The sequence below is a fragment of the Intrasporangium sp. genome, from assembly GCF_040414665.1.
GTDB lineage: Bacteria > Actinomycetota > Actinomycetes > Actinomycetales > Dermatophilaceae > Intrasporangium.
Map to the genome: position 1 here is coordinate 1 of NZ_JBEDUL010000104.1, position 9,804 is coordinate 9,804.

The 9,804-nt window shown below is 69.3% G+C and carries 9 protein-coding genes; 1 reads left to right on the forward strand and 8 read right to left on the reverse strand.

All coding sequences use genetic code 11. The annotated features are described in order from the left end of the window. The coding region (locus tag ABF401_RS11210; protein ID WP_353509646.1) for a ferredoxin at positions 1-369 on the forward strand (369 nt) is incomplete at its 5' end. Between the two features lie 102 nt (positions 370-471). Here ABF401_RS11210 and ABF401_RS11215 read toward each other — a convergent pair. From ABF401_RS11215 to ABF401_RS11250, 8 genes are all read right to left on the reverse strand, one after another. Continuing rightward, the gene (locus ABF401_RS11215) at positions 472-1,179 is read right to left on the reverse strand and encodes a hypothetical protein (protein WP_353509647.1); all 708 of its coding nucleotides are present in this window, start codon (positions 1,177-1,179) and stop codon (positions 472-474) included. Positions 1,180-1,334: 155 nt separating this feature from the next. Next, positions 1,335-3,437: a DUF8754 domain-containing protein gene (locus ABF401_RS11220; protein WP_353509648.1), complete on the reverse strand. Its 2,103-nt coding sequence runs from the start codon at positions 3,435-3,437 to the stop codon at positions 1,335-1,337. A gap of 1 nt (position 3,438) precedes the next feature. After that, on the reverse strand, positions 3,439-4,530 hold the full coding sequence (locus ABF401_RS11225) for an SDR family oxidoreductase (protein WP_353509649.1): 1,092 nt from the start codon (positions 4,528-4,530) through the stop codon (positions 3,439-3,441). Between the two features lie 104 nt (positions 4,531-4,634). Next, the gene (locus ABF401_RS11230; protein ID WP_353509650.1) at positions 4,635-5,375 is read right to left on the reverse strand and encodes a hypothetical protein; all 741 of its coding nucleotides are present in this window, start codon (positions 5,373-5,375) and stop codon (positions 4,635-4,637) included. Further along, on the reverse strand, positions 5,362-6,081 hold the full coding sequence (locus ABF401_RS11235; RefSeq protein ID WP_353509651.1) for a TetR/AcrR family transcriptional regulator C-terminal domain-containing protein: 720 nt from the start codon (positions 6,079-6,081) through the stop codon (positions 5,362-5,364). The genes ABF401_RS11230 and ABF401_RS11235 overlap by 14 nt, the downstream gene beginning before the upstream one ends. Positions 6,082-6,162: 81 nt before the next feature. Beyond that, complete coding sequence (locus tag ABF401_RS11240) at positions 6,163-7,143, reverse strand: NAD(P)-dependent alcohol dehydrogenase (protein ID WP_353509652.1); 981 nt, start codon at positions 7,141-7,143, stop codon at positions 6,163-6,165. A 1,268-nt stretch (positions 7,144-8,411) separates the two neighbouring features. Next, a complete protein-coding gene (locus ABF401_RS11245) occupies positions 8,412-9,260 on the reverse strand; it encodes a nuclear transport factor 2 family protein (RefSeq protein WP_353509653.1) in 849 nt (282 codons plus the stop codon). 17 nt (positions 9,261-9,277) lie between these two features. Further along, the gene (locus ABF401_RS11250) at positions 9,278-9,628 is read right to left on the reverse strand and encodes an NAD(P)-binding domain-containing protein (RefSeq protein WP_353509654.1); all 351 of its coding nucleotides are present in this window, start codon (positions 9,626-9,628) and stop codon (positions 9,278-9,280) included. Between the last annotated feature and the right edge of the window lie 176 nt (positions 9,629-9,804).

Here is a 9,804-nt window from a genome sequence, read left to right on the forward strand (position 1 = left end):
AGGACATCTGGCGGCGTGCCGGTCTGCTTCCCGGTCGTGGTGCTTGTCGATTCCCCGACGGTGTGGCGCGGTTCGTGGCCTCTGCCAGGCAGGTCTACGGTGAGCACCTCGAGGGCCACCTGGCCGGTTACTGCCTGGACCCAGGACGAAGGGCTGCTGATGTCCTCGCGCGCTGAAACGGCTTCACGGCTCGAGCTGCGCGTCGACCGGATCGCCTGCACCGGCCATGGTGTCTGCGCCAGCCTTCTTCCGCACCACATTCAGCTGGACGAGTGGGGCTATCCCATCATCAGGGACGGAACTGTGACCCCCGCCGACGGCGCCACCGCGATCCGTCTCTGCCCCGCCCGCGCCCTCTACCGTTCGTGAGCGCCTGACCGCGTCCTCCGCAACACGCCCGGCACCGCGAAACTCCCCGTGAAGCAACAGTGGTGAGTTTCGAGGTCTCGGGCGTGTTGCGGCGTATGCCGCTCAGTTTGCTTCCAGCGAAAGGGAACCCGCGCGCTCGACCGGGTCACCCCGGAGGACCTGTGGTCGGCCGGCCTGCCGGCTGATCGCGAGAGCGACGAGGAGCAGGCCGGCGGCCAGGATGATGCCGTGCGCGATGCGTACTGCCGGCGTGCCGTAGAACTGCGGCAGGTAGGTGACGAGCCCGGCCCCGACGAGGAGGCCACCGAGGCGCGCCACCGGTCCCGATCCCCAGAGCTCGACGGCGATGCGGACGCCGACGACGAGGAGCAGAAGCAGCCCGATGCCGAAGGTCGTCAAGGCAAGAGGTCCGTTGCGGAACGTGTCGGCGATGGACAGGACGGCAGGATCCTGAGCCTCGACTGCATACTGGCCGACCGCCTGCAGGCCGAAGGCCTCACCGCCGTAGAACGGTAGGAGGAAGGCCACCGCTAGCCAGGCCAAGGTCTCTGAGCGGCGTACAGAGCCCGGCGGCCACGGGTTCGGTCCCATCGTGGCCAGGGCGCGGAGGCCGAGCGCCAGCGTGACGAATCCGATCATTCCGAGCAGGTGGGCGATGGGCCAGGCGGCGGACGCGAAGTCGCTCGCGCCCTCGAGTCCGGTCTCCGGACCCCAGGGGCGCAGGATCGGGTAGGCGGCCAGGGCAAGGGCTGACCCTGCGAAGGCGAGGACGGCCGGCGCGCGGAGTGCGCGGGTGCGGTGTGATGACAAGGTGCCTCCCAAAGTGTGAGCGGTGCTCTCGAACACCTCGATCATGCTCCTTGCTGAGGAGAAAAGCAAGAGCGGTGCTCACAATTATTGAGGAGAGCGAGTCTGGGGGTGCGCTCGCATCCTGCTCCCGGAAGCGGAGCAGGATGCGATGTGGATCAGGCGGGGGAGGCGGCGTCCTGGGGGAGTTCGCCCCTGCGTTCCAGGGCGAGCCGCCGGATGCGCGCGATGTCCTCGTCGGTGAAGACGCCATTGACGCCCGAGATGGTCGCGAGCCGCATGCCGTGCTTGAGCCCGAGCCGGTAGATCTCCTTGACCTTCTCCCACTCGATGTCACGGCCCACCGTGAACGTCTCGTAGCGTCCCTCCAGGGCGAGCACGACGGTCTCGGCCAGGCAGGCGTAGGCGACCCCCTTCGGCAGGCCGATGTTCTTCATCCGGACCTCGCCGGGCAGGTCGATCTCACCGGACTCGACCACGAGCACGTCGGGTCGCCGCGCGACGTCCTCAGTGGACAGGTCGAGGGGCCGGGCCACATCGGTGATGACGCACCCCGGCTTGACCTTCATGATGTCCAGGATTCGCTTGCCTGCTGCCGAGGTCGCGGTGACGATGACGTCCATGTCGCCGAGATGATGTCCCGGCGAGTCGGACACGTGCACCTCCGCGCGCGGGTTGTCCCGCTGGATCTCGTCCTGCAGGGCAAGGAGCTTGGCGCTCTCCGGCGAGACCATCCAGAGCTCGTCACAGGCCAGGGCCAGCAGCCGCGCACACACGGAGCCAATGGCGCCCGTCGCGCCAACGACCATCGCCTTGCCGCGCATCCGCCCCTCCGAGTCGATCTCGATGAGGCCAAGCCGTTGGAGTGCTTCGTGAGCCGCCCACAGCGCGCCTGACGCGCTGTAGCTGTTGCCCGTCGTGACGGGGAGCGGCGCCCGCTTGGCGACGGTGACTCCGGCGTCGCCCACGACCTTGGTGAACGCGCCGAGGCCCATCACCTGGGCACCGAGCTTCTTCGCGGTGTCCGCGGCCGCAAGGAGCTGGCCATAGGTGAACTCCGGGTTGTGCGAGAGCAGCTGCTTGGGTGTGCCGCCGACGGTGATCAGCCAGCCCTCCGCCTCCGCGCCGGTCGGCGAGGTGATTCCGGTGACCCGGCTGTAGGTGAACGGGGGAACGTAGGCGACTGCCTTCTCGACGGCGTCCATGACGAAACCGGGCAGCATCTTGCCCATCGTCCGCAGCGGCTCGACCTTGGCGAGGTACTCCTGGCTCAACGGGTGGATCACGAACGCGAATCGACTCCTGCGCCGGGGACCGTTCGGCTGCAGCATTCGCGGCTCGAGCCCGGCCCGGTGGATGGCCTCGACCAGACCGGTCTCAGCCAGGCCGCCGGCCCCTGCCCCTGCCCCTGCCCCTGCCCCTGCCATGAGCATGGCCTCGAGGACCGCGTCCTCGACGGTGACGTCGAAGGGCTGCGGCGTGGGATCGACGACCATGTCGACATCACGTCGGGTGAGCTCGGCCAGCTGATCCGGCGAAACGGCCGAGGTGATGACCGTCTTGCCCCTGAGGTCATCCAGTCCGAACGCGACGAGGGCCTCGTAGCTGGCGATGACGACGTCGGCGGCCCGCGCTGCCTTGCGCGCGAACGCCTGGCTGACCGGCCCGGGCGCCCGGAGCAGCGCCTGCACCGGTCCCGGGAGCTTGCGCACCGGCCACAACCCGACGCTCGCGTAGGAACCCACGACCGGCACCGCCTCGACCCGCTCCATCAGGTCGATGAGCAGCGGGTCGGACGTCGTGATGTTGTCCGTGAACTCGTGGATGACCTGGACCGCCCTGGTCTGGCCCTCGTCGCCGAGGACGATCACCCGGGCGTTGTTGAAGTACCCGGGCAGGGTGTTCTGGACGTGCCGGATCGCCCACTCCTGCAGGACGTCGCGCAGCCGGTACCCCATCGTCACCGGCACCTCGGCGGCCGGCGCGGCGAGCCACTCGACGGCGTCGAGGTCTCCCTCGAACCGTCCCGTGGCCCGCACCTCGCGTAGCCCGGTGATGGCGATTGCGCCGGCCCGACCCGCCCAGGTCTCGACGAGGTCCTGCACCTCCCGGACCCGGCCGTTCGTCCCGATCCGGAGGACCCGGTAGTTCTTCCCGAGCAGGGTGACCCGCTCCTCGTAGTCGCCCTCGTGGCCGAGGAGGCTCACCTCGAGGATGAGGGTGGGCTCCGCCGTCTTCGCAGTGCGTCGTTTCGTCGCCATGTCACACCATCGCCCTCGAGCTGATCTCGGGATGCTCGACCATGAAGTCCAGCAGCCGATCCACGTAGTCGCTGAATGCGGGACATGCGACGCCCGTGCCTGCGAGATCCTGCCTCGTGTTCGCCGTCGAGTAGGTCGTGGGCGAGGCGAAGTAGTCGACGAGTTCGCCGGGAAGCCCAAGCAGCCGTGACACCCCGGGGATGGTGTCGATCGCGGTCCGGGCCAGCCCGGCGAACATCGGCACCCAGACGACCCGCTTGCCCAGGCGGTCCGCGAACGCGTCGACGAGCTCGCGTGCCGTCGGAGCCTGCGGGTCGGCCAGCGCATAGGTCCGTCCGGCCGACCCCTCGAGGACGGAGAGCTCGTCCATCGCGGCGACGACGAAGTCTCGTGGGACCAGGTAGACCCGGACGCGGTCGGGGTCGGCGAGCCGAGGGACAAATGCGACTGGCCCCTGTCGCTGCAGGAAGCTGGCGAAGAAGTACGGGCCGTCGAACTTCTGCGTCTCACCGGTCTCCGAGTCCCCGACGACGATCCCGGGCCGGTAGATGGTCGCGGGCAGGCCCCGGTGCATGGCCTGGCGGACGAGGAGCTCGGCCGTGAACTTCGTCGCCTCGTAGTGGTTGCGGAAGGCCTGGCCCTGGTCGAGCGCGTCCTCGCTGAACTCGCCCTCGTGGGTGCCGCTGACGTAGCACGTGCTGACGTACTGCAGCCGCGGCGGCGATGGGAGCGACCAGCACAGCTCGAGAACGTTGGCGGTCCCGCCGACGTTGACGTTGCGCGCCAGCTCATGGGCGACGTGCAGGTCGTACACCGCGGCGAGGTGCCACACCTCAGTCACCGCGTCGAGCGAGCTGCGCACCTCGGGCGACAGGCCGAGACCGGGCAGGGTGACATCGCCCGCGACGAGCTCGATCCTGCCGGTCGTCTGTGGGTCGGTGACCTCGAGCTCCCGGATCCGCTCCACAGCGGACTCCAGGTACCGCCCCTGCACGAGGCACACGGCCCGGGTCTGCGGCCGCCGCGCCAGCAACCGGGGGAGCAGGGCAGATCCGAGGAAACCGGGGAAACCGGTCATCAACAGTGCTGTCACGGCGACCGTGACCTCCTTCCAGCCTGGGGAGGGTCACCCTCCACCTGGCTCCAGCCTGCACGCGTCGTCCCCCGTGGGCTCGGGACCATCGTCCCTCTCCCGCCTCACACTCCCACGGCGGCGGCGCACCTGGCCATGTGCGCCGACCTCGCCTCCACCGTCATGCCCATGAAGTGGACGACGTACGGGTCAGGCACGGTCGGTCGGGTCGCGTAGGACTCCGGGTCGGAGTTGTAGCAGCCCTCCGGGTCTCGGCCCTCGACATAGGGCTGGTTCCAACCGGGCGGGAGCCAGCTCGTCCGGGACACGAAGGGCGAGCCGGCGCCGGGTCCGGCCCAGTGGTAGCGGTCGTCGCCACGCCGCCACCCCAGGGCCGCCAGGACGGCGCCCTGGTCCGCCCAGGGTCCCGGCTGCTGGCCGGCCGCCTCCACGGCATCGAGGAAGTCGACCCCCTCGGTGCACGACCGCAGGAGCCACACACCGGTGTTGGGGTTGACCCGGTGCTCGTAGGGCACCTGCTCGAGCGCCAAGGCCTGGAAGTGGTCGGGATGCAGGTGGTCTGCGATGTCCTCGTCGAAGCGGACCACGAGCACGTCGGCGTCCAGCCAGAGGGCGATGTGGTAGTCCGCGAGGGCCTCGCGCAGGAGCTCCAGCTTCGTCCACTTCGCCTGCTGGGCCGTGTCGCTGGCCTCCCGCCCGTCGTGCTCGAGGTCCACGGCGCGCACCGCGTAGCCCCATCGGTCTGCAAACCGCCGGAACGTCGGCAGGGCCAGGTCGCGCAAGACGGTTCGCATGGTCGGACCAGCAGCGGTGACGACGACGCCGCGGACGTCACGAGAAGCCATCAGTCCCTCCTCGGCTGGCGTATCGGGACCGAGCGAGCTCGAGGCCGTTGAGCAGCACGTCGAGGCCGAACTCGAACTCGGCCTGGTCGTCGCACCAGCCCAGCGTCTGGTCAGCTGCGTCGTGGCTGACCGACGAGAGCATGCCGACGAGGTTCGGCAGCTGCTCGGCCAGCTGCCGGAACGTCTCCTCGTTGGCCTCGTCCCCCTCTGGGGTGTCCGGCTCGAAGAGCTCCTGGGTGAAGCCGAGCACCCGGCTGCCGAGGGCGTGGAGGGCATGGTGGGCGAGGTCGTAGGAGAACCCGCCGCGCCGGAGGATGGCGAGCACGCCCTCGTAGTAGAGGACCACCGCCGGGATCATCGCCCTGCGTGACTCGATGACGTCCGGTGCCCACGGGTGACGGAGCAGGACCTCGCGGGCGGCGAGAACGCGCTCGCGCATCACCGCCGCCCAGTCGCTCTCGGCCCGGGAGGTGTCCAGGTCGGCCACGGCGTCGAGCATCTCTGCCACGATGACCTCGACGATGCCGTCGAGCACGCCCTCCTTGTTCGGTACGTGGTGGTAGAGCGACATCGCCTCGACGCCGAGCGCCTCGGCGAGGTGGCGCATCGTCAGCGCGCCGAGCCCCTCGGCGTCCACGAGCTCGACGGCGGACCGGAAGACCCGCTCACGGCTCAGGGGAGTCCTGGCCGAAGCGGTGCGTGCCATCGGCGGCCCTCCTCTGTGCGGTCCAACGACCCAACCCTACGGGTTGGACTGGCGCACCCCCTGCCGTCCGCGATCGGTGGGTCAGTCGACCCGCACGATGACCTTCCCGCGAGCGCGCCCCTCCTGGAGGTAGCGGATCGCCTTGCCGGCATCGGCGAGCTCGAAGACCTCGTCGACGACCGGCCGGACCAGCCCGCGGTGGACGAGGCCGAGCAGCGACTGGAGTGCGGCCCCTTTGTCGCTGGCGATGAAGAACGGCATGCGGTGCCGGACGAGCGGGGAGATGAGAGCGGCCCCCATCGGACGTTGGAGGCCGGAGAGCACCCGGCCGGTGCTGTCACCACCGACGATGAGAAGCGTGCCGCGCGGGGTGAGCAGTCGCCGCAGGCTGCGGACCGAGCGGTTGCCGCCGATGCTGAGGACGAGGTCGAAAGGGCCGCCGTCCTTGGTGGTCTCGGCGAGCTCACCTGCGGCGTAGTCGACGACGTGGTCGGCGCCGAGGTCGCGGACCAGGTCGAGCTTGCCGGCGCTTGCGACTCCGGTCACCTCCGTCTCGAGGGCCTTGGCGATCTGCACGGCGTAGCAGCCGACACCGCCGGACGCGCCGATGACGAGGACCCGCTGACCTGCGGCCGCTCGGCCGACGTCCTTGACTCCTTCGAGCGCGGTGACCCCTGACACCGGCAGGGCGGCCGCCTCCTCGAAGGAAAGCGTGGCGGGCTTCTCCACGAGCCGGTCGGCGCGAGAGATCGTGAACTCGGCGCAGGTGCCCCTGCCTGTTCCGACGACCTCGTCGCCGAGGGACAGTGTCGTGACGCCCTCGCCCACTGCGTCGACGACCCCTGCGACCGCCAGTCCCGGCGTGGGCTGACGTGGCCCGCGGAAGCCGACGGCGGGCCGCATGAGGAGCGGCAGCCCGGTCATGAGATGAACCGTCCCCTGGTCCACGCCCGCCGCCCGCACCCGGACCCTCACCTTTCCGGCACCGGGCATCGGCTCGCGTACGTCTCGCAGGTGCAGCTGGTCCGCCGAGCCGTACTTCTCCTGCACGATAGCGCGCATCTCGTTCCCCCTTACGTCGTAAGACTGATGTGCAGCCAGCGTAGCCTTACGCCGTAAGACGCACAAGGGTCGTTCTCCTGCCTCATCAGTCGCCAGTCATCCACGGCCAGATCATCTGGCAGGCCGCTACCGGCAACCCACGCATTTGCAGGCGAGCCCGGGCACTTGTGTCGACTCGTCGAGCATCTGCGAGTGACCTCTAGGCTTGGGCACCTCTGGACGTTCACCGGCTACAGGCTCAGCGGGATCCGGTTCCCACGGCGCCGGCCGATTCGGCTTGAGGCTCCACTTGGGCAACGGCGGGCACCCAAGCCCGTGCACACTCATGTCGCCCGCCCGGAGGGTGCCTTCGGACGCGCGGAAAAGTGGGCGGCCCGACGTGGGATGCGACGACCGAGATGCGAGGCTCAGGGCCGCGGCGCTGACTGTCAAGGAAACCGGTAGGCGCTGCACCTGCCGGCGGCGGTCGCGCGCGGTCCCTCGTCGCCGACCGGCTCAGTCCTCGTCCGGACCTTCGGCTGGATCCGCGGAATGTGCCCGGATCTCCGTTTCGTCGAACTCGAGATCGCCCTCGGCGGGTGCTTCGCTGTGGACGCGGTCGTCGTGGACGGGGTCTTCGTCGCCGCGGGTGCCTGAGTTCGCTGACATCGGTGAATCGCCTCGATTCTGGCTGGATCCTCAAGTCCCTGAGTCAAGGATAGGACGGCGCCGATCAGCCGACCATCGGCGAAGCCGCCGGTCTCGCGATGACCGATTGGGCAGCCGCCCGCTATGCGCTTTCGAGCGGACGGCCGGGTCGAGATCTGAAACCGCTTGGTGTTGCACGATGGTCCGAGCCATCGCGGGAGGAGACCGCCCTGTTCCGCGGCGCCGACGCGGGCTTTTGGAGCTGGCGCCACGGCAGGTGCGGAACGACGCCGTTGACGACATGTTGTGGGAAGCGGATGCGCTCCGGTTCGCTGCGGGCTATCCGGACAGCGGCGTCGTCGACTCCTACGGCAGCCGGTGGCCTCCTTCGTGCATCGACTACTGGGTCTTACATCGACGTTGCCGCTCACCGGGCCTTGATCTCGACCGAGGGCTGGTCTGCCGGGCAGCAGGCAGTCGATGTGACGGGCGGTGGGAACGATGATGCCCAGCAAATCGGTGAGGTTCTGGGGCTGGTCCTGTCCGTCGGGTTTCAGGCTTGGGGCACCGTCTACAACTGCTCCGGTAGGCGGAGCAAGATGCGAGTCTCGACACTGGCAGACCCGATCGCGCGCACTCGATCAGGACTCCCGGAGGTAGACCTTGTTCGAGATCTGCCACTCGGACCCCTCCTGAACGAGCAGGAAGGTGTCGGTGAAGACGGCGGGGCCGTGTTCGAGGCGCATCGTTGCGTGAGCCGTCGAGCCAGCACGGCCGGCACCAGTGATGACCCGCAACCGCGAGCCCTCGTCGGCGGCAGGCTGTCCCGTGAAGAGTCCGCAGTACCTGTCGAGGTCCCACGAGGTGAAGACGCCGTCCCGGAGGCCCTCGATGTGCGCAGTCGGACGGAATGCCCGCCGGAAGTGCGTCGGGTCACCCGTGGCGTGACCCCTGGCGTAGTCGACCAAGGGGCGCAACAGGTCAGGCTGGACGCACACCCCGGCATCCACGACGACGTGGGCCGTGGTGTCGACCGAGCGCGGACCTGAGGCCAGGCCGGTGATGAGTGCGGCGATGTCAGCCTCACTCGACGCGCCGGCCGCCTGCAGCGTCCGGAGGAGCCCATCGAGCGCTGGCACCTCGGCACCGAGCAGGCTGATGTCCTTGATGAGCGCGCCGGCCGTGAAGTCAGCGGGGCCATCCATCCCTTCCAGCCTCGGCCGCTTGGCGCTGACGATCCTGCCCAAGGCCGTGCGTTCGAGGACGTCCAGCACCAGGTCGCGGTCGATTCCGAGCGCCTGTCCGCTGGCGAGGATGCGGCCGAGCGCTGCGACGCTCTCGCCGAGGACCTGGTTGGCAACGAGCTTGACTGCGGCCGCCGTCCGCGGGCTCCCGCCCAGAAACGCGCTACCGACGGCCCCGATCACCTCACGCACGTCGCCCTCGACCCTGTCGGACCCGGCGAGCACCGTGAGTGAGCCGGACCGCACAGCAGGGACCGAGCCCATCACGGGCGCGTGGAGGTAAGCCCGTGACCGGTCCCGGACGACGGCGGCCAGCTCGACGGCCTCGAGGGTCCGACGGTCGAGGTGTTGACAACCACGGCGTCGTCGGCGATCGCATCGAGACACTGGAGCAGAACCTCCCGACAGGCCACGCCGTCGAAGAGAGCAAGGATGACGACGTCGGCTCCGCGCACCGCCTCGGTGGCCGACGGGCGGAGGTCGACGTTGACCACGTCACGCGGCCTCCTCGACCATGCACGGACGACGAGGCCCTGGTCGGCAAGACGCTCGGCCATGGCCGAGCCCATACGGCCGAGTCCCAGCACGGCTACGCGGGTCGTTGTCGGAGTCATGTCCCCACCTTCGACGCCACAGAGCCATGCCACAAGCGAGAGATCGGCGCATCTGCCATGCGCATCACGCATACTGGCAGCGTGTCACTGACTCCTTGGGTCGCCTTCGTCTCGGCCTGCGACCAGGGCACTCTGGGCGCCGCTGCGCGCGAGCTCGGCTACACCCAGTCCGCCGT